At 69.7% G+C, this 19165-nt stretch carries 15 protein-coding genes; 3 read left to right on the forward strand and 12 right to left on the reverse strand.

Annotation, left to right across the window (positions count from 1 at the left end):
* Nucleotides 1-16: 16 nt before the first annotated feature.
* Nucleotides 17-715, reverse strand: coding sequence for a MazG nucleotide pyrophosphohydrolase domain-containing protein (locus BM349_RS12100; RefSeq protein WP_091707068.1), 699 nt, complete (start codon nt 713-715; stop codon nt 17-19).
* A complete protein-coding gene (locus tag BM349_RS12105) occupies nt 712-1896 on the reverse strand; it encodes a Na+/H+ antiporter NhaA (protein ID WP_091707069.1) in 1185 nt (394 codons plus the stop codon). The genes BM349_RS12100 and BM349_RS12105 overlap by 4 nt, the downstream gene beginning before the upstream one ends.
* Nucleotides 1897-1995: 99 nt before the next feature.
* Between BM349_RS12105 and BM349_RS12110 the strand changes: the two genes are divergently transcribed.
* Nucleotides 1996-4680: a phosphoenolpyruvate carboxylase gene (locus BM349_RS12110; RefSeq protein ID WP_091707070.1), complete on the forward strand. Its 2685-nt coding sequence runs from the start codon at nt 1996-1998 to the stop codon at nt 4678-4680.
* Nucleotides 4681-4686: 6 nt separating this feature from the next.
* Here BM349_RS12110 and BM349_RS12115 read toward each other — a convergent pair whose 3' ends face one another.
* The 4 genes from BM349_RS12115 to mfd all read right to left on the reverse strand — a co-directional run bounded on the left by BM349_RS12115 (nt 4687) and on the right by mfd (nt 11430).
* Nucleotides 4687-5286 carry a gamma carbonic anhydrase family protein gene (locus tag BM349_RS12115; RefSeq protein ID WP_091707071.1) on the reverse strand — a complete coding sequence of 200 codons (600 nt, stop codon included), beginning with the start codon at nt 5284-5286 and terminating at the stop codon, nt 4687-4689.
* A gap of 14 nt (nt 5287-5300) precedes the next feature.
* Entirely contained in the window at nt 5301-6008 is a 708-nt protein-coding gene (locus BM349_RS12120) for a DUF2652 domain-containing protein (protein ID WP_091707072.1), read from the reverse strand.
* A gap of 45 nt (nt 6009-6053) precedes the next feature.
* A complete protein-coding gene (locus BM349_RS12125; RefSeq protein ID WP_091707073.1) occupies nt 6054-7745 on the reverse strand; it encodes an MFS transporter in 1692 nt (563 codons plus the stop codon).
* 73 nt (nt 7746-7818) lie between these two features.
* The gene (gene mfd / locus BM349_RS12130) at nt 7819-11430 is read right to left on the reverse strand and encodes a transcription-repair coupling factor (RefSeq protein ID WP_175525279.1); all 3612 of its coding nucleotides are present in this window, start codon (nt 11428-11430) and stop codon (nt 7819-7821) included.
* 81 nt (nt 11431-11511) lie between these two features.
* On the opposite strand from mfd, the gene BM349_RS12135 reads away from it, so the two are divergent.
* Nucleotides 11512-12357, forward strand: coding sequence for a hypothetical protein (locus BM349_RS12135; RefSeq protein WP_091707074.1), 846 nt, complete (start codon nt 11512-11514; stop codon nt 12355-12357).
* Nucleotides 12358-12368: 11 nt separating this feature from the next.
* On the opposite strand, the gene pth is transcribed toward BM349_RS12135, so the two are convergent.
* Nucleotides 12369-12953, reverse strand: coding sequence for an aminoacyl-tRNA hydrolase (gene pth, locus BM349_RS12140; protein ID WP_091707075.1), 585 nt, complete (start codon nt 12951-12953; stop codon nt 12369-12371).
* A gap of 88 nt (nt 12954-13041) precedes the next feature.
* Nucleotides 13042-13692 (reverse strand): 50S ribosomal protein L25/general stress protein Ctc, encoded by a 651-nt coding sequence (locus BM349_RS12145; RefSeq protein ID WP_091707076.1) that lies wholly within the window; start codon nt 13690-13692, stop codon nt 13042-13044.
* Between the two features lie 227 nt (nt 13693-13919).
* Here BM349_RS12145 and BM349_RS18785 point away from each other — a divergent pair, with 227 nt between their 5' ends.
* Complete coding sequence (locus tag BM349_RS18785) at nt 13920-14078, forward strand: hypothetical protein (protein WP_175525215.1); 159 nt, start codon at nt 13920-13922, stop codon at nt 14076-14078.
* Here BM349_RS18785 and BM349_RS12150 read toward each other — a convergent pair.
* Genes BM349_RS12150 through uidA form a run of 4 tightly spaced genes read right to left on the reverse strand, consistent with a single transcriptional unit; the run spans nt 14063 to nt 19148 of the window.
* Nucleotides 14063-14593 (reverse strand): gluconokinase, encoded by a 531-nt coding sequence (locus BM349_RS12150; RefSeq protein WP_217645663.1) that lies wholly within the window; start codon nt 14591-14593, stop codon nt 14063-14065. The two genes, BM349_RS18785 and BM349_RS12150, sit on opposite strands and share 16 nt — an antisense overlap.
* Complete coding sequence (gene manD, locus BM349_RS12155; RefSeq protein ID WP_091707077.1) at nt 14593-15831, reverse strand: D-mannonate dehydratase ManD; 1239 nt, start codon at nt 15829-15831, stop codon at nt 14593-14595. Before manD ends, BM349_RS12150 begins: the two co-directional genes overlap by 1 nt.
* Nucleotides 15832-15865: 34 nt before the next feature.
* Complete coding sequence (gene uidB, locus BM349_RS12160) at nt 15866-17332, reverse strand: glucuronide transporter (protein ID WP_091707078.1); 1467 nt, start codon at nt 17330-17332, stop codon at nt 15866-15868.
* 37 nt (nt 17333-17369) lie between these two features.
* Nucleotides 17370-19148: a beta-glucuronidase gene (gene uidA / locus BM349_RS12165; RefSeq protein WP_091707079.1), complete on the reverse strand. Its 1779-nt coding sequence runs from the start codon at nt 19146-19148 to the stop codon at nt 17370-17372.
* Between the last annotated feature and the right edge of the window lie 17 nt (nt 19149-19165).

Here is a 19165-nt window from a genome sequence, read left to right on the forward strand (position 1 = left end):
CCACCGGATAAGTCTCTCAGTCCCGCTCGGCGTCACGAATCCCGGCTTCGAGCACCCGGAGGCGTTCGCGCAGCGCCCGCTCGGCATCCCACCCACGAGCCCGCGCGGTCGCGACGAGCGCGAGCAGCGCGTCGCCGAGGTCTGCCTCGGAGACGATCTCAGGCGTTTCGTCCCGGACAGCGTCGGTTCCTGAGCGAGCGGCGCGGGTCGAAGGGCGCTCGGCGATCGGCACCGAGACCTGCGCCGCCTTGCCGATCAGCTTCTGAGCGAGCGAGAGCGACGGCATCCGCTCCGAGACGCCGTCGAGAACGCTCGTGCGCTGGTGCTTCTCCGCGGCCTTGGCCGCATTCCAGAGCACCAGCACCTGTTCCGGGGTCTCGGCGACCTCCCCGGCGAACACGTGCGGGTGCCGGCGCACCATCTTGTCGGTGAGCCCGCGGGCGACATCGTCGATGTCGAAGGGGTCGTCAGGGTCGCGCGAGGCGATCTCGGCGTGGAACAGCACCTGCCAGAGCAGATCGCCCAGCTCCTCGCGCAGCTCGGCGCGCGTCCCGTCCTCGATGGCATCGATCAGCTCGGCGCTCTCCTCGACGAGATACGGCACGAGCGCGCGGTGGTCGATCTGCTGCGTCCATACGCACCGCTCGCGCACCTCATGCATCGTGTCGGCGGCGATGCGGAGCGGGTCGACGTCCTGCGGATCCGCCTCGGTCATGCCGTCGCCTCCTGAGCGTCAGCGGCGGGTGCGATCGATTCGCCCAGCCTGCGGTGGTAGCGGGCCCGCCACGACACGAGTGCACCTGCGAGCACCAGGGCGATCAGGGAGCCGGCCAGGACGCCGAGGATCGCCTGGTCGCGCACGAACGCATCCCCGGCGAACGCCAGGTTCGCCAGCAGCAGCGACACGGTGAACCCGATGCCGCCGAGGGCTCCTGCAGCGAGCAGGTCCCCGAACGCGAGCTTCTGGGCGCCCGCTCCCACGGCGAAGCGCTGGGCAAGCCACCCCGCGCCCGCGATGCCGACGATCTTGCCGAGCGGGAGGGCGAGCAGGATGCCCCAGAACGCCGGCGACAGCGCGGATGCCGCGACCTGCGGAATCGGAACCAGTGCCGCCATGAACGCGAACACGGGCAGGACGACGGCGTTGACCCACGGCTCGATCGCGTGCCGCACCCGCAGCGCCGGGCCCTGCGCCATCGCCAGGCCGAGCAGCACGCCGGCGATCGTGGCATGCACCCCGGACGCGAGCACGAGCACCCAGGTGGCCACAGCGAGCAGCACGAGCGCGATCGAGACGAGCAGCCTCGCGCGCGTGTCCAGCACCCTGCTGAGGATCGCGAACACCACCACCGCGAGCAGCGCGAGCGCCAGCATCCCGAAGTTGACGTCCGTCGCGAACAGGACGGCGATGAACACGATCCCGACGATGTCGTCGAGGATCGCGAGCGCGAGCAGGAACACGCGCACGCTCGCGGGCAGTCCGCGTCCGAAGACGGCGAGCACGCCGAGTGCGAAGGCGATGTCCGTCGCCGTCGGCACCGGCCAGCCCGACTCGACCCCGCTGCCCGCGGTGATCGCGAGGTACACGGCGATCGGCACGATCACCCCGCCGGCCGCCGCGATCGCGGGTTGGATCGCGCGCCGGAAGCTGCGCAGTTCGCCCTGGGTCAGCTCGTACTGCAGCTCCACGGACACCGAGAAGAAGAAGATCGCGAGAAGGCCGTCCGAGACCCAGTGCGCGAGCGAGAGGTCGACGACAGTCTGGGGGATGCCGATGTGCGCGGACGAGAACTCGATGACCGCGGCGCCGATCGGCGAGTTGGCGACGATGAGCCCCGCGATCGCGGCGATCAGGAGCAGGATCGCCGGGAAACGAGCCGAGCGCAGCAGTGCCATGGTCCTCCGTCCGCGTCGAGACGATGCTATCGAGCGTCGAACGGGAGGGCCGTGAAACACGTGACCTCCGCGAAACACCGCGCGGCTAGCGTTGAGCGCATGCGCGAGTTCACCCAGACCGAAGCGATCGACCTCGTCGGACGGTTCGAGGCCGGCCAGGAGATCCCCGAGCGGATGCGGGCCGATGTGCGCATGCTCGGATCACTGCTCGGGCGCGTGCTGCGCGAGAGCGGATCACCCGGGCTCTACGAGGACGTCGAGCGGCTGCGCGTGGCGACGATCCACGCGTACACCGACGACACGCCCGAGGCCTTCGCGAGCGCCGCCGACATCGCCGACTCGCTCACGATCGAGCGAGCCGATGAGGTCGCCCGCGCGTTCACCTGCTACTTCCACCTCGTGAACCTCGCCGAAGAGCACCAGCGCGTCCGCATCCTCCGCGAGCGCGACGGCCGCCCCGACCGCGAGGACGCCACGGATTCGCTCGCCGCCGCGTTCGTCAGCCTCGCGGCCGAGGTCGGCGATGACACCGCCCTGCAGCGGCTGCAGAGCATGCGGTTCCATCCGGTGTTCACGGCCCATCCCACCGAGGCGCGCCGCCGCGCGATCTCGACCAGCATCCGCCGCCTGGCCGCATTCCTCGAGGAGCACGACGCGTCGCTGCGCAACGGCGCCGACCAGCGACGCGCTGAGCGGCGGATGCTGGAGGAGATCGACACCCTGTGGCGGACCGCCCCGCTGCGTCCTGAGAAGCCGTCGCCCACCGACGAGGTGCGCGCCGTGATGGCGGTCTTCGACGAGACGCTCTACACCGCGATTCCGCACGTGTACCGCCGTGTCGACGATGCACTTCAAGGACCGGCCGCCGGTGGGCGCGCCCCCGTGGTGCGGCCGTTCGTGCGCGTCGGGTCGTGGGTCGGCGGCGACCGAGACGGGAACCCCTTCGTGACGGCATCCGTGACGCGCAAGGCCGCTGCGATCGCGAGCGAGCACGTGCTGCTCGGCCTCGAGCGGACGGCCAGCCGCATCGGGCGCGGACTCACCCTCGACGGTTCGACCACTCCGCCGAGCGATGCACTGGTCGCCCTGTGGCAGCGGCTCAAGGCCGCCGACGAGGACGCCGCGACCGAGATCGCGAAGCGGTCGCCGAACGAGCCGCACCGGCGGATCCTGCTGCTGATCGCACGCAGGATCGCCGCCACCCGCGTGCGCGACGCCGACCTCGGCTACCGCGACCCGGAGCAGCTGCTCGCCGATCTGCGCATCGTGCAGGACTCGCTCGTGAGCGCACGCGCTCCCCGGCAGGCATACGGGCACCTGCAGCAGCTGCTGTGGCAGGTCGAGACGTTCGGCTTCCACCTCACCGAGCTCGAGGTGCGCCAGCACTCGGCGGTGCACGCCACCGTGCTGGCCCAGTTGGATGCCGGCGGCCCGCGCACCGAGCTCGCCGAGGAGGTGCTCGACGTCTTCCGCGCGATCGCGTTCCTGCAGGCGCGCTACGGCCCGCGCGCGGCCGGCCGCTACATCGTGTCGTTCACGCAGTCCGCCGAGGACCTCGCCAACGTGCACCGGCTCGCCCGGTACGCGGCGGGCTCCGACAGCGCCGACGGCGCGACGCCGGTGCTGGATGTCATCCCCCTCTTCGAGACGTTCGCCGATCTGCAGGCGGCGCCGCGCATCCTCGCCGAGATCGTCGAGCACCCCGAGTTCGCAGCGCGCCTGGAGGCGACCGGTCGGCGCCTCGAGGTCATGCTCGGGTACTCGGACTCCTCGAAGGACGTCGGGCCGGTCGCGGCGAACCTCGCGCTGTACGAGGCGCAGGCGGCGATCGCGGCATGGGCGCGGGAGAACGCCATCGAGCTGACCCTCTTCCACGGTCGCGGCGGTGCGCTCGGTCGCGGCGGCGGTCCCGCGAACTCGGCGATCCTCGCGCAGCCTCCGCATTCGGTCGACGGACGGTTCAAGCTCACCGAGCAGGGTGAGGTCATCTTCGCCCGCTACGGCGACCCCGCGATCGCGATGCGCCACATCGATCAGGTCGCCGCGGCCGTGCTGCTGGCTTCGGCGCCGTCGATCGAACACCGCAACCAGAGCGCGGCGGCGCGGTACGCGCAGGTCGCCGCGACGATGGATGCGGCATCCCGAGCACGCTTCTTCGAACTCGTCAAGGCGCCTGGCTTCGCACCGTGGTTCGCTCAGGTCACCCCGATGGAGGAGGTCGGCCTGCTCGCCCTCGGCTCCCGGCCGGCCCGCAGAGGACTCTCGGTCGAATCCCTCGAGGACCTCCGCGCGATCCCGTGGGTGTTCGCGTGGACGCAGGCGCGCATCAATCTCGCGGGCTGGTTCGGACTCGGCACGGCGCTGGATGCCGTCGGCGACGAAGACATGCTGCGACAGGCATATCAGGACTGGCCGCTGTTCCACACCATGGTCGACAACGTGGCGATGAGCCTGGCGAAGGCGGATCCACGCATTGCGCGGCGCTACCTCGACCTCGGCGACCGCGATGATCTCGCGGAGCTGGTGATGGACGAGATGGAGCTGACCCGGAAGTGGGTCGTGCGGGTGACCGCCGGTTCGGATGTGCTCGACAACAAACCCGTGCTGCAGCGCGCCGTCAAGATGCGCAGCCCCTACGTCGACGCGCTGTCTCTGCTCCAGCTGCGCGCACTGCGCGCACTGCGCGCGGACGCGACGAGCGGCGCCCCCGCCGATCCGGAACAGCAGCGCCTGCTGCTCCTCTCCGTGAGCGGGGTCGCGGCCGGCCTCCAGAACACCGGCTGAGGTCGGTCAGTCCAGCCGCACGTCGCGATCGTGCCGGGCCAGGCTGCGGCCGTAGCGCTCGGTGAGCTGCACCATCAGGTCGGGGGTGTCGCGGTCGATGCCGAACACGTACCCGGGGAAGTCGAGCTCCTTCTGGGCGGCCCAGATCTCCTCGTGGCGCTCAGGCGGCAGGATCTGGGCGGGATCCCCCACCGCGACCCATCCGATCGGCACGACGCTCTGCGGCGGCAGCACGGAGCGCAAGTGGACGACCGCATTGATGCGCACCTCGCTGCGCTCTCCGACGCGGGCACCGTTGAAGATCCGCGTACCGGTGGCGAGGAAGACCTCGTCGCCGATCGTGGCCCCCGACACGCTGGCCATCGGACCGACGAGCGTGTGGTCGCCGATGTGCACGGCATTCGTGGCGCTCGCCCGGATCAATGCGTTCTCCATCACGATGACGTTCGCCCCGAGGGTGATCGGCCCGCCTTCGGCCGTGATCACCGCACCGTGCAGAACCTGACAGTCGGCGCCGATCTCGACGTCGCCGCTGATCACCGCGGTGGGCGCGATCACGGCATCGGGATGGATGCGGGGCCGTGCCCCGAGGTGCTCGAACTGCATCGGAACCGCTCCTCTCAGCGCACCTTGCGGGGCTGCTTCATGCCGAGCATGTAGGGCATCCCCTGGCCCACCGCCGCGAACGTCTTGCCGATCCGGGCACCCCACGACGGCTTGCGCGGCGGTGGGAGCAGACCGTCCAGATCGGCGACGTCGACGAAGTACGCGCGCACTTCTCCGATGCCCTCCAATTCGGGAGTGATCTCATGCACCGGCGCCGGCATCGACGTCTCGTCCACCTGATAGAGCTCTTCGGAGACCAGGACGTATTCGGGGATCGACACCGAGTTCTTCAGCAGCCGGTGAACCAGGATCACGTCGATGCCCACGAGCTTCGTGCGCCCGCGGATGCTCTGCGTGGCCACCTCGCCGATGTGCGCGACGAACTTCAGCTTCAGGTTGCCGGCCTCTTTGCACCCGCCGCACGGGCAGAGGTTCTTCGCGACGTATTCGCGCTCGAGGTGGAAGGCCTGATGCATCGCCACCGCGACCTGCATGATCTCGGTCACGGTCGGGTCGGGGTCGCGCTTGCGCGACGGCCGCGAGAGGAAGGCCGCATCGCCTTCGATCTCGATGAGGTCGAATCCGCGCGCCGCCTGGATCATCCGCTCCAGCATCCGTGCGGTGTTCACCTCGGCGTGCGCGAGGCTCATGCGGTGCGAGCCCATGTATTCGGTGTAGCCGCCGATGTCGGCGATCAGCAGCGCGGCACGCTCGGATGTCATGCCTCACCATCCCATCTCCGGCGACTCATCTCAACGATCCGCACCTCATGAGGTCGGCGGCGGATCATCGGCCTCGTCGTTCGGTGCGAAACGGCCGAGCTGATCATCGACGGCCGCCTCCGCGGCCTGCGCGCTGGGCGTGTACCCCAGGACTGCCGAGATGAACCGGTCTGGGCTGAGGGCCCGCAGCAGCAGCGAGGTCCGTGCCACCACCGTGGCGGTGCGGCGGCTGCGGCGAAGCAGCGCGATCTCACCGAATCCGTCCCCGGGGCCCAGTGTCGCCACGATCCTGCCGTCGCCCAGGACGTCGGCTTCACCCGACTCGATCACGTAATAACGGTCGCCGATCTCCCCCTGGGTGACGACCGCATCGCCGGCAGGAACCTCGACGGATTCGAGTCCCCGGGCGAGCTGCTCGATCGCGGGAAGTGGCAGCGGGTGGAACATGGGAACCCGCTGCAGCAGCCCGATGTCGAGATCGAGGTCGTCAACGGAGTCGTCCATCCGTTTCAGGCGGCGCAGCGACAGCATCGCCAGGACCGGGCACAGCAGCCCGATCGCGATGAGTGCCGCCGGTATGCCGAACCATCCGATCAACGCCGACGCGAGGATGGCCCCGAGGCCGATGGAGACCGCGACCAGGCTCTCCAGCACGCCGAAGACGCGCGCCAGGACCGTGTCGGGGGCGAGCCGCGCGATGAGCGTGAACCCGGCGACGTCGATCACAGCGTTCCCGATGCCCACGAAGGCGAGGAAGAACAGCGACGCGGCTTCGTGCGGATAGACCCCGATCAGCACGAAGGGCAGTCCCCACAGCGTCACCCCGAGGGCGAACCACAGCCCGAGCCGGCCGGTGCCGACCAGGAACGATGCGCCGAGCGATCCGATGACGGCACCCACGCCGACGGCGGCCATGAGGGCTCCCACGCCGGGGTCGCCGGTGCCGAGCAGCTCGATGGCGACCACCACCGAGAACACGGTGAGCGCTCCGCGAGTCAGCGATTGCGCGGCCGCCAGGCCGAGGATCAGCTGGAGGTCGCGACTGCCGGTGACGGCCCGGACGCCGTCCGCCGCCTCCTTCAGCAGATCGGGTCGGCGGGGCGCCGCCGGGCGCGGCGGCGCGTCGTACCGCACCCTCAGCAGAAGCAGGGCGGCCCAGAATGATGCGGCGGCCGCGACGGCGAACACGACCGAGACGTCGGTGAACGCCAGCAGCACGGCGGCCAGGAGCGGACCCACCAGGGTGGCGATCGAATCCAGCAGTCCGCGCACGACGTTGGCGCTGGCCAGTTCGTGCCCGGTGCGGCACAGCGTCGGCAGGAGTGCGGAGTGCGCGGGCCGGAACATGGTCGCCGCGATCGTCGACAGCACGGCGAGCGCGTACACGAGGATGACGGGACCGTTCAGCGCGACCGTCACCGCTGCGACCGCCGTGGCCACCCCGCGCACCGTGGAGACCACCACGAGCACCCGCTCGCGCCTGCCCCGGTCGGCGAACGGCGACAGCAGCGGAGCGAGGACCGCCGACGGCACCATGCGCAGCAGGCCGACCAGCCCCAGTGCCAGAGCACCGCCCGCGGTATAGGCCACGACGCCGAGCGCGACGGTGAAGGCCCATTCCGCGGTCCATGCGCCGAGGAAGCTCAGCTGAGCCCTCCGCAGGTTCGGGTTGCGCCAGTTGCTCGAGAACGCGGCACCAGCCTCGCGGAGCCTGCTGCGGCTCCCCCCAAGACCCATGTCGCGACTCTAGGGCCTCCCGACCGGGCACGGCCAGCGCGGGCGCGCGACGATCCGCGGACTGCTCAGTCGATCAGGGTCGGACTGCGGGCGCCGCGTCCTGTGCGGCCGGCGCCGGCAGCGGGAACAGCTGATCCAGCAGCTGCCGCACCCACGCGATCAGATCGGCATCCGAGACGCGCTCGTCGCCGGCGCGCGGCATCGGGATGACGAGTGCCTCTCCGCCGGCGAGCACCTTCGCCGCGGGGTACAGCCGCTGCAGGCGCACCCGCAGCGAGTCGGGCAGGTTCGCCGGGGCGATCCGCAGGTTCGGCCCCATCGCAACGACATCGGCCAGCCCCGACTGCGCGGCACGGCGGCGCAGGCGGGCGACCGCGAGCAGCCCCTCGGTCTCCGACGGCAGCTCCCCGTACCGGTCGCGCAGCTCGTCGACGACGAGGTCGATCGCGTCGTCCTTCGCGGTGGCGGACGCGGCAGCCGAGAGCTTCTGGTACGCCTCGAGCCGCAGGCGCTCGCTGTCGATGTACGACTCCGGGATCCGGGCCTGGACGGGCAGCTCGAGCCGCAGCTCGGTCGGCCCCTCGGTCTCCTCGCCGCGGAACGTCGCCACAGCCTCGCCGATCATGCGCAGGTAGAGATCGAACCCCACGCCCGCGATGTGCCCGGCCTGCTCGGCGCCGAGCAGGTTGCCGGCTCCGCGCAGCTCGAGGTCCTTGAGGGCCACCTGCATGCCGCTGCCGAGGTCGTTGTTCACCGCGATCGTCTCGAGGCGGTCGGCGGCCGTCTCGGAGAGCGGCTTGTTCTCGTCGTAGAGGAAGTACGCGTAGGCGCGCTCGCGAGCCCGGCCGACCCGGCCGCGCAGCTGGTGCAGCTGCGACAGACCGTACTTGTCGGCGCGGTCGATGATGATCGTGTTCGCGTTCGCGATGTCGAGGCCGGTCTCGACGATCGTCGTCGAGACCAGCACGTCCGCGCGGCGCTCCCAGAAGTCGTCGACGACCTGCTCGAGCGCGTGCTCGCCCATCTGGCCGTGGGCGACCGCGATGCGCGCTTCGGGCACGAGCTCGGCCAGGTGAGCCGCGACGCGCTGGATGGACTGCACTCGGTTGTGGACGTAGAAGATCTGGCCCTCGCGAAGCAGTTCTCGTCGGATCGCCGCCGCGATCTGCTTGTCGTTGCGCGCGCCCACGTAGGTCAGGATCGGGTGGCGGTCCTCGGGGGGCGTCTGCAGTGTCGACATCTCGCGGATGCCGGTGACCGCCATCTCGAGCGTGCGCGGGATCGGGGTCGCGCTCATCGCGAGGATGTCGACGTTCGTCTTGAGCTTCTTCAGCTTGTCCTTGTGCTCGACGCCGAAGCGCTGCTCCTCGTCGATGATCAGCAGCCCGAGGTCCTTGAAGACGACGCCCTCCGTGAGGATGCGGTGGGTGCCGATCACCATGTCGACCGTGCCGTCGGTGAGTCCGGCGAGCGTGTCGCGCGCCTGCTTGTCCGTCTGGAAGCGCGACAGCGCACGCACCTGCACGGGGAAGCCGGCGAAGCGCTCGGTGAAGGTCTCCAGGTGCTGCTTGACCAGGAGGGTCGTGGGAACGAGCATCGCGACCTGCTTGCCGTCCTGGATCGCCTTGAACGATGCGCGCACCGCGACCTCGGTCTTGCCGAAGCCGACATCGCCGGACAGGAGCCGATCCATCGGGATGGGCTTCTCCATGTCGGCCTTGATCTCGTCGATCGTCTGCAGCTGGTCGGGGGTCTCCGCGAACGGGAACGCCTCTTCGAGCTCACGCTGCCAGGGCGTATCGGGGCCGAACGCATGGCCCTTGGCCGCCATCCGGGCCGAGTAGAGCTTGACGAGCTCGACGGCGATGTCGCGCACGGCCCGGCGAGCGCGGCCCTTCGCCTGCGCCCAGTCGCTGCCGCCCATCTTCGAGAGCGTCGGCGCCTCGCCGCCGACGTACTTCGAGAGCAGGTCCAGCTGATCGGTGGGCACGTAGAGCTTGTCACCGGGATAGCCGCGCTTGGACGGCGCGTACTCGAGCACGAGGTATTCGCGGACGCTCTTGACGGGGTTGCGACCGCCGCTGGAGACCTCGCGCTGAGTGAGCTCGACGAATCGGCCGATGCCGTGCGTGACGTGCACGACGAAATCGCCGGCCTTCAGCTGCAGCGGATCGACGACGTTGCGTCGCCGCGATGCGAGCTTCTTGACGAGCCGCTGATCCGCTCCGATCGTGCGGCCGTAGAACTCCGTCTCGGTGAGCACGGCGAGCTTCGCGTCCACCGACTCGAATCCGCGCTCGAGCGTGGAGAGCACGACGTGCGCGACACCGGGCTCGGGAGGCTCGAACACGTCGTCCACGCGACGCGCGGCGATCCCGCGCTCGGCGAGCACGTCGCGAGCTCGCTCCACGAGGCCGGCTCCGGATGCCGCGACCACGACTCGCCAGCCGCCTGCGAGCAGTTCCCCGACATGGGCGGTCGCCCCGTCGACGTTGCCCTGGAACGAGGGCACCGACGACCCGGGCACGCGCACGCCGGCACCCGCCGACGCCTCGAGGAGGCCCTCCGCGGACGCATCCGCCTCGCCCGAGTCGAACGAGCTCAGCGTCCACCACGCGATGCGGCGGTCGGCCGCCGCTTCGCGCAGGGCGGGCAGGCTCACGAAGTCGCCCGAGCCGATGTCGACCGGGCTTGCCGCGCCGGCCGTCGCCGCGCTCCACGCCGCCTCGAGGAACTCGCGGTTGGTCTCCAGCAGCGTGACGGCGCGGGTGACCGCGCGCTCGGGATCCACCAGCGCGATCGCGGACCCCTCGGGGAGATAGTCCACGACGGTGACGATGTCGTCGACGAGCGCCGGGATCAGCGACTCCATGCCCTCGGTCGGGATGCCTTCGGCCATCTTCTCGAGCATCCCGCGGATGCCGGGGAACTCGTCCTTCAGCTGTCGTGCGCGATCGCGCACGGCCTGGGTCAGCAGCAGCTCACGGCTCGCGGGCAGATCGACGGCGGCGACCTCGCCGGGGAGCGAGCGCTGGTCGGCGACCGAGAAGGCGCGGATCTGGTCGACCTCGTCGCCGAAGAACTCGACTCGGAAGGGATGATCGGCGATGGGCGGGAACACGTCGAGGATGCCGCCGCGCATCGCGAACTCCCCGCGCCGGGAGACCATGTCGACCCGGTGGTACGCGAGCTCGACCAGCCGCGCCGAGACCTCGGCGAGGTCGTGCCCTCGCTCTCCGACCGCGAGGTGCACCTCGACGGCATCGGCGAGACCGGCGGCGAGCGGCTGCAGCGCCCCGCGCACCGACGCGGTGACCACGAGGGGACTCCCGCCCGTCCACCGCGAGATGCGGCGGAGCACATCGAGCCGCCGCCCCACGGTCTCGGGGCTCGGGCTCAGGCGTTCATGGGGCAGCGTCTCCCATGCGGGGAGATGCATCACCTCGGCGCCGGGAAGCAGTGCCTCCAGCGCCGGACCGAGCGATTCCGCACGACGACCGGTGGGGGCGATGACGAACAGCGCGCCGGCTCGACCGGCAGCCCGGCGCCGCTCGAGCAGCGATGCGAGCAGCGGTGCGTCGAGCCCTTCGACGAGCGAGAAGTCGGCGTCGACGGATGCCGAGGCCACGGCATCCCGGAAGGAGTCCGCCTGTTCGAGGGCGCGCACGATCCCGGGAACTGTCACCGCACGAGTCTACGGGCGAGCGCGGACACTCGGACCGCCCGCGCGGCGGGCGACGGGTCACCGGCTCATAGGATGAGTGCCGTGAGCGAGAACGCGGCACCCGACCACGCCGATCCCATCCGTGAGGCGGGTCCGGCCGCGCCGCCCCCGCCGCCACCGGCGGCTCCCGCGTACGTGCCGCCCCCGCTGCCGCCGTACGCCGCCGCATCGGTCGCGTCGGCCCCGCCGGCGCAGCCCGCAGCGCCGCAGTACGCGGATCCGGATTATCCCACGCAGCAGTACCCGACGCTGCCCTACCCGTCGCAGGCGGGCTCCGCCGGCCAGGGCTACCCGACGCCGCAGGGCTACCCGGCACAGCAGGGCTACGCGGCGCCACAGGGTTACCCGGCGCCACAGGGTTTTGTCGCGCCCCCGCAGGGCTACGCACCGCCGCAAGGGTACGCACCACCGGCTGCGGCCTACGCACCGCCGCCGGGGTATGCGGCGCCCCCGCAGGGCTACGGGCCGTACACGCCTCCGCGGGTGCCGGCTCCTGCCTCCGACGGCGCGAGCCTCGGGATCGTCGCTTTCGTGCTCGCCGTGATCGCCGCGCTCGGAGCGAGCGTGCTGGGTTCGATCGCCGGCTACAGCATCGGCATCGGAACCGGGAGGGAGATCGCGCTGCGGCCGATGGACATCGACTTCGACTGGTCGATCCTCACCCCGGTGCGCGGGTGGGTGCTGCTCGGCGAGCTGTCGTTCTGGGCGGGCACGATCCTCGGGATCTGGGCGATCGTGCAGGCGATCATCGCGATCGTGAAGAATCGCGGGCGCGGCTGGGGCATCGCGGCGCTGATCATCGCGGTGATCGGTCCGATCCTGTTCGCGACCGGCGTGCAGGCGTTCCTGTTCGCCGGCTTCGCCTCCGGCGCGTCCGTCGGGGGCTGAGCCACCGCGCGCTACGCGCGCGGCGCGTGGTGCTTCTGCTGCGCGGCGAGAAGTCCTTCGTCGACGAGCTGTTCGACCGCATCGGCGGCATCGCCGAGCAGGATCGGCAGATTCTTGCGCTCGGTCGCGCCGAACGGCTCGAGCACCCAGTCGGCAGGGTCCTGCCGACCTGACGGCCTTCCGATCCCGACGCGCACGCGCGCGAACTCGACCGAGTCGAGCGCCTTGGCGACATCGCGCACGCCGTTGTGCCCGCCGTGACCACCACCGGACTTCAGCTTGATCGCGTCGAACGGGATGTCCAGCTCATCGTGCACGATGACGACGTGCTCCGGTTCGACCCCGTAGAACTTCGCGAGCCCGGCGACCGGACCGCCCGAGACGTTCATGAACGTGTTCGGCTTGGCGAGGATGAGCTTGGTCGAACCCGGACGCAGCCACGTCTCGGCCACGCGTGCGTTCGCCTTGTGCGCCCGGAACGTCTCGCCACGACGGGCCGCGAGCTCATCCATGACGAGCTGACCGACGTTGTGCCGGGTGAGTTCGTACCGCGGGCCCGGGTTGCCCAGGCCCACGATCAGCCACGTGTCTGCCATGTCTCACATCCTGCCGGAAACCCTCCGTCCCGGCTTCGGGAACAGAAGAGGGGGCGCGGAATCCGCACCCCCTCCCCCGAAAGCGGTCCTACTCGGAGTCGGACTCTTCCTTGGCCTCTTCAGCCTCTTCGGCCTGCTCTGCAGCGACCGCGGCATCCGCCTCGGCGATCTCGTCCTCGGCGGCGAGCGTCGCGGACGGGATCGAGATCGCGACGATCAGCGTCTCGGGGTCGACGACCAGCGACGAGCCCTTGGGCAGCGTGAGGTCGGCCGCCGTGATGTGCGTGCCCTCCTCGAGGCCCTCGACGTCGACCTCGACGCGCTCCGGGATGTGCGTGGCCTCGACCTCGAGCAGCACGGTGTTCGCATCCTGCGCGGCGATCGTGCCGGGGGCCGACTCGCCGATGATCGAGACGGGGACGTCGACCTGGATCTTCTCGCCCTTCTTCACGACGAGGAGGTCGATGTGCTCGATGATCTGGTGCACCGGGTCCTTCTGCACGTCCTTGACGAGCGTGAGCTGCTCGGTGCCCTCGACGTCGAGCTCGAGCACCGCGTTCGCGCGGCGGATCAGGAGCGCGACCTGGTGACCGGGCAGCGCGACGTGCACGGGCGTCGTGCCGTGCCCGTAGATGACAGCGGGGATCTTGCCGGCGGCGCGGAGGCGGCGGGCGAAGCCCTTGCCGAAGTTCTCGCGAACCTCGGCGTGGACCTTGGAATCGATCTCTTTGGTGGCCATGGTGATTCTCCTTGCGGGCACGCGGCCCGTTCTGATTTCGGGCCCACGGGCCCAGGTATGGGGTCTGCATTCGACTCGAACGCGAGCGCGTGAGGAAAGCCGTGAGCCTGCATCACCGCGTCGATCACGGATGCCGCACCCAGCCGTCTCGGCCGGTGCGAGGCATCCCTCGCCGAAGTTCAATCCCCGAGTCTACCAGCGGCGGCGCGGCGCAAAGCACCGCTACGATGAAGACGCCCACCCTGCGACCTGGAGGATCCATGCTCGACAGCCAGACCATCTCGATGCTGCTCCTGGGTGCGATCGGCGTCATCGCCGCGCTGGGCCTGGTCGGAACCGTGCTCGCGTTCTGGTCGATGGGCCGCGCGGCCTACCGCAAGGACTGACTCCCTGAGTCGGCCCGTGCGCTCAGCCGGGCCACGATGTCGGCCACCAGCGCGGAGGCCGAAGCCGACACATCCGCGACGAGGCCGATCTCGTCCCCGCCCAGCGGCTCGAGCGTGCTGAACTGCGATTCGAGCAGACTCGCCGGCATGAAGTGATCCGTGCGGTCACCGGCGCGGGCGGCGAGCAGCTCGCGGGACCCGTCCAGATGCACGAATTCGACTGCGGACTCCACGTCGCGGATGCGGTCGCGGTACGAACGGCGCAGGGCGCTGCAGGCGACGACGAGTCCGGTCGCCCGGTGGTCGGCGAATGCCGCCCCGACGGCATCCAGCCATGGCCATCGGTCGTCGTCGGTGAGCGGCCGGCCCGACTGCATCTTGGCCCGGTTCGCCTCGGGGTGCAGATCGTCGGCGTCGACGAACGGGACATCCAGCACTCCGGCGAGGGCCGCGCCGACGGTGGACTTGCCGGCCGCCGACACCCCCATCACGCACACCAGCGGCGCATCCGTCATCACCAGTCGTGGACCGTTCCGTCGGCGAGCCGGTTGAACGGGAGGTACGCCTGCTCGTACGGATACCTGCCCGCCTCGTCGACGTCGAGGGTGACTCCGAGCCCGGGCTGGTCACCGGGGTGCAGGTAGCCGTCCGCCCACGAGAAGCTCTGCTGGAAGACGGAGTCCGTCGCCGCGGAATGCTTCATGTACTCCTGGATGCCGAAGTTGTGGATCGACAGGCCGAGGTGCATCGCGGCGGCCATGCCGACCGGCGAGATGTCGGTCGGCCCGTGCATGCCCGACTTGATCTGATACTGGGCGGCGTACTCCAGGGTCTTCTTCAGCGGCGAGATGCCGCCCATGTGCGTGACGGCGCCGCGGACGTAGTCGATCAGCTGCTCCTTGATCAGATCCTTGAAGTCCCACACGGTGTTGAAGATCTCGCCGATCGCGAGGGGCGTGGTGGTGTGCCGGCGCACGAGACGCAGCGCCTCCTGGTTCTCGGCCGGCGTGCAGTCCTCGAGCCAGAACAGGTCGTACGGCTCCAGCGACTTGCCGAGCTTGGCGGCCTGAATCGGCGTCATCCGGTGGTGCCCGTCGTGCAGCAGCGGAAGCTCCGGGCCGAACTCGTTGCGGACAGCCTCGAAGACCGTCGGCAGGTGGCGCATGTAAGAGCGGGTGTCCCAGTCCTCCTCGGTCGGCTTCGCACCCCGGCGGGCGGGCTCGTGGTCGTAGCGGATGTCGGAGTCCTTGGTTCCCGCCGCCTGCGAGGCGATCCCGTAGATCGCCTGCAGGCCGGGCACCCCGGTCTGCACCCGGATCGACCGGTAGCCCTGCTCGAGGTGCGAGGTGATCGAGTCGAAGATCTCGGGAAGGTCCTTGCCGGACGCGTGGCCGTAGGCCATCAGTCCGCGACGGCTCGCGCCGCCCAGCAGCTGGTAGACCGGCATCCCCGCCGCCTTGCCCTTGATGTCCCAGAGGGCCATGTCGACCGCGGCGATCGCAGCCATCGTGACGGGACCGCGGCGCCAATAGGCGGAGCGGTACAGGAACTGCCAGGTGTCCTCGATCCGGCTCGCGTCGATGCCGATCAGCAGCGGCGCGACGTGATCCTTGAGATAGCTGACGACCGCGAGCTCACGCCCGTTCAGAGTGGCGTCGCCGATGCCGACGTGACCCTCATCGGTCGTCATGCGCAGGGTGACGAAGTTGCGACCCGGGCTGGTGAGGATGACCTCTGCCTTGTCGATGATCATGGGTGGGGTTCCTTCCGTGGTTCGCGGGTCTCGGTCACGCCGACGGCGCGGGACCGGACGTCGGGTCGGTCGCACGGAAGGCCGCCGTGCTCAGCGAGGGATCGATCGGCTCGCCGTCCTCTCCCCTGGCTTCGCGGCGCGCGGCGATCTCGGCGACGATCTCGCCGTGCCGTGCGTCGGTCAGCGGATAGAAGAACATGATGACGATCGCGATCAGCGCGGCGACTGCCGGCAGCAGACCGGCAGCGGCACGGATTCCCCACTCCGCCGACTCGGCCTGGACCTCCGCTCCGGCGGCGTAGCCTCCGATGGCGAGTGCGTATGCGGCGAGCGCGCCGCCCACGGCCTGGCCGGTCTTGCGGGTGAAGGAGAAGAGCGCGTAGATGATGCCTTCGGCGCGGACGCCGGTCTTCCACTCGCCGTATTCGACGGTGTCGGCCTCGAGTGCCCAGACGAGCATGTTCACCAGAGCGATGCCGACCTGGCACAGGACGAGTCCGGTGAAGGCGACCGGTGCTGCACTCGGCGGCGAGAGGAAGACCATGAGGCCGCCGATGATCATCACGACGCCGCCGGCGATGTAGCCGTTGCGCTTGCCGAACCGGCGCACGATCGTGGGCACGATCGCCGCGAGCCCGAACACGAGCCCGATCTGGATGAGCGACAGGACGGCGTACAGCGGCAGGGCGTGCAGGACGTCGCGCAGGTAGTACAGCTGCACCGTGCTCAGCGCGAGCATGCCGGTCAGGAAGGTGAAGGAGCTCACGCACAGCATCAGCAGCGGCCGGTTGCTCTTGAGGATGGCGAAGCTCTGCTTCATGGTCACCCTGGGGACGTCGCGGACGACCGTCTCCTTCGCCGTGAAGAACGTGAACAGGTACAGCCCGAAGCCCACGACGACGAAGCCGAGCGTCATGAAGGTGAAGATCGACTGCAGGTCGTTCTCCGGCGTGATCAGCGGCGCGACGAAGATGCCGAGCGCAGCGCCCACCAGCACGGCACCGACGGTTCGCGCGCTGGCGAGCTTCGCGCGCTCCCCCGCGTTGCGGGTCATCGCCCCGGCCAGTGAGCCGTACGGGATGTTCACCAGGCTGTACGCCAGCCCCAGTGCGGCATAGGTCAGGTAGGCGTAGAGCAGCATCCCGGATTCGCCGATCTGCGGCACCGAGAACGTCGCGACGCTCAGCAGCAGCAGCGGCAGCGATCCGAACAGGATGAAGGGCCGGAACTTGCCGAAGCGCTTGCTGTAGGTGCGGTCGACGACGCGGCCGGCGAAGATGTCGGCGAACGCGTCGAACACGCGGACGACCAGCAGCAGCGTTCCGGCGGCCGCCGCGGAGATGCCAGCGACATCCGTGTAGTACACGAGGAGGAACATCGTCGCCGTGGTGAACGCGAGGTTGTTGGCCGCGTCGCCTGCGCCGTAGCCGACGACGCTCAGCGCGCTCAGCTTCTTCGGTGTGGCACCCGATGGGGCCTGGGTCTGAACTGCAGTGGTCATGGTGGCTTCCTTGCCTGTGGGAGGAGTGGTCGGTCGGTCAGTCGGCGTCGCGCAGGGTGGTCCAGCGGGTGCGGAGAGCGTGGGCGGCGGCCTTCGGCTTGCGGTCGCGCGTGAACACGCCCTTCTTGTTGCCGTCGACGCGGGCGAATCCGTTCTTGGTCTGGAAGTCGGCGAAGTTCCACACCTGCTCGCCCACGATGGCCGGGATGCGGTCATGCACGCGGTGATACATGTCGAGGAAGCTCGTCTGGTACTCCTCGGTGAAGGGCACGTCATAGATCGAGTGGTACCCGGCGACGGTGTCGGCCCCGTACTCGGTCATGATCAGGGGGCGGGCGAACTTCTCCTGCCACCCGAGCAGCTCCGCCTCGAGCTTGCGCTCCGCGGACTTGAGGTCGCCGGAGTCCACGTACCAGCCGTAGTAGCGGTTGAGGCAGATCACGTCGAACAGATCGGCGATCCGGTCGTGCTCGTGATTCGAGAACATCACGTTCACGAACGTGACCGGTCGCGTCGGGTCGAGCTCGCGGGTGAGGTTCACGAGCGGTTCGAAGTACTCGCGCGCGCCCTCCTCATTGGATGCCGGCTCGTTCGTGATCGACCACAGCACGACGCTGGGGTGGTTCTTGTCCCGTGCGACGAGTTCGCGGATCGCCTGGGCGTGCGTCTCGCGGGTGCGGTCGTTGATGGTCTCGGGCGAGAACGTCGGCAGTGCCTGGCCGCCGAAGATCCCTCCGCCCATCGCGAGGTTGAGTCCGACGGCGCCGACCTCGTCGATGACGACGATGCCGTGGCGGTCCGCGAACTCCATGACCTCTTCGGCATAGGGATAGTGCGACGTGCGGAAGGAGTTGGCGCCGATCCAGTCCATGAGCTGGAAGTCGTGCACCAGGTAGGCGTTGTCATGGCCCTTGCCGCGGATCGCGCTGTCCTCGTGTCGACCGAAGCCGGTGAAGTAGAAGGGCGCGCCGTTGATCAGGAACTCGGTCCCACGGACCTCGATCGTGCGGACGCCGACCGGGATCGAGTACTCGTCCACGATCTCGTCGCCGGTGAGCGCCTGGACGGTGAGGCTGTAGAGGTACGCGGCGCCGGGCTGCCAGAGACGGACGTCGTCGACGCGCAGGACACCCGCGACTCCGGTCGAGGTCGCGACGATCTCGCCGTCGGCGTCCTGGAGTGAGACACGGACGGAATCGGCGCCGGTCGTCTCCACGTCGTAGCCGACGAGGCCGGTGGAGCCGTCGAGATCCGTCGTCACGGTGACGTCGGAGACCCGCACCGCCGGCGCGCTGTACAGCCAGACCGAGCGAGCGAGCCCGGCGTAGTTGAAGAAGTCGTGCAGGTAGTCCTGCTTCCGGCCGCCGTCGTCGGTCACGGTGATCTGCCCCGGCGGGATCGTGACGTTCGTCAGCTCGTTGTTCACGCCGACCGTCAGACGGAACTCACCGCCCGCGGTGACGGCGTCGGTGATGTCGGCTTCGAACGGCGTGTAGCCGCCGACGTGCTCGACGACCTTCGTGCCGTCGACGTACACCACGCCCTCGTGGGTGGCGGCGTCGAGACGGATGAAGACCCGCTCACTTGCCCAGCCGCGCGGGACCCGGACCGTTCGCTGGTACCAGACCCAGCCGACGTGGTCGCGGATCGCGGCATCGGCGAACAGGTCGTTGTAGCTCGCCGGCACGGCGGCCTCGAGGCTGGTCGACAGGGGTCCGCTCCATGGCGAATCGCTGACGGCCGTGTCGATCGCGAACTTCCAGAGTCCGTCGAGGCTGACGAGCTCCCGCGTGGGGCTTGTCCGGGGCTTCAGCATGATGGTCTGCCTTCCTG

Origin of the sequence: Microbacterium sp. cf046, assembly GCF_900114345.1 — a bacterium.
Taxonomy (GTDB): Bacteria; Actinomycetota; Actinomycetes; order Actinomycetales; family Microbacteriaceae; genus Microbacterium.

Bases quoted from the DNA above. Each gene is read 5' to 3' on its own strand.
- BM349_RS12110 (WP_091707070.1), top strand. From the start codon at position 1,996: ATGCGCGAGTTCACCCAGACCGAAGCGATCGACCTCGTCGGACGGTTC.
- BM349_RS12125 (WP_091707073.1), bottom strand. From the start codon at position 7,745: ATGGGTCTTGGGGGGAGCCGCAGCAGGCTCCGCGAGGCTGGTGCCGCG.
- BM349_RS12145 (WP_091707076.1), bottom strand. From the start codon at position 13,692: ATGGCCACCAAAGAGATCGATTCCAAGGTCCACGCCGAGGTTCGCGAG.
- BM349_RS12100 (WP_091707068.1), bottom strand. From the start codon at position 715: ATGACCGAGGCGGATCCGCAGGACGTCGACCCGCTCCGCATCGCCGCC.
- manD (WP_091707077.1), bottom strand. From the start codon at position 15,831: ATGATCATCGACAAGGCAGAGGTCATCCTCACCAGCCCGGGTCGCAAC.
- uidB (WP_091707078.1), bottom strand. From the start codon at position 17,332: ATGACCACTGCAGTTCAGACCCAGGCCCCATCGGGTGCCACACCGAAG.
- BM349_RS18785 (WP_175525215.1), top strand. From the start codon at position 13,920: ATGAAGACGCCCACCCTGCGACCTGGAGGATCCATGCTCGACAGCCAG.
- BM349_RS12105 (WP_091707069.1), bottom strand. From the start codon at position 1,896: ATGGCACTGCTGCGCTCGGCTCGTTTCCCGGCGATCCTGCTCCTGATC.
- pth (WP_091707075.1), bottom strand. From the start codon at position 12,953: ATGGCAGACACGTGGCTGATCGTGGGCCTGGGCAACCCGGGCCCGCGG.
- BM349_RS12150 (WP_217645663.1), bottom strand. From the start codon at position 14,593: ATGACGGATGCGCCGCTGGTGTGCGTGATGGGGGTGTCGGCGGCCGGC.
- BM349_RS12115 (WP_091707071.1), bottom strand. From the start codon at position 5,286: ATGCAGTTCGAGCACCTCGGGGCACGGCCCCGCATCCATCCCGATGCC.
- BM349_RS12120 (WP_091707072.1), bottom strand. From the start codon at position 6,008: ATGACATCCGAGCGTGCCGCGCTGCTGATCGCCGACATCGGCGGCTAC.
- uidA (WP_091707079.1), bottom strand. From the start codon at position 19,148: ATGCTGAAGCCCCGGACAAGCCCCACGCGGGAGCTCGTCAGCCTCGAC.